This is a genomic window from Chromohalobacter sp. HP20-39, from assembly GCF_033052815.1.
Lineage (GTDB): Bacteria > Pseudomonadota > Gammaproteobacteria > Pseudomonadales > Halomonadaceae > Chromohalobacter.
Genome location: NZ_JAWHTP010000397.1, coordinates 1 through 322, shown reverse-complemented (window position 1 = coordinate 322; position 322 = coordinate 1). Strand labels below are relative to the sequence as shown.

The following is a 322-nucleotide window of genomic DNA, read 5'->3' as shown; positions in this document are numbered from 1 at the left end:
CAGGTCGCGGATGCGCGGCGCGAAGCGGAAGCCCAGGAGGTGCATCAGGGCGAAGACGTGATCGGTGAAGCCCGCCGTGTCGGTGTAATGCTCCTCGATCCGCAAGTCGGACTCGTGGTACAGCAGGCCGTCGAGCACGTAGGTCGAATCGCGCACGCCGACGTTCACGACCTTGGTGTGAAATGGCGCGTACTGGTCAGAAATGTGGGTGTAGAACGTCCGCCCTGGGCTGCTCCCGTATTTCGGGTTGATGTGGCCGGTGCTCTCGGCCTTGCTGCCGGTGCGGAAGTTCTGGCCGTCCGACGATGAGGTGGTGCCGTCG

1 protein-coding gene is annotated in these 322 nt (G+C 64.0%); it reads right to left on the bottom strand.

The genetic code is table 11. The features are described from left to right. The coding region (locus tag RVY79_RS18530) for a Tn3 family transposase (protein WP_317466011.1) at nucleotides 1-322 on the bottom strand (322 nt) is incomplete at both ends.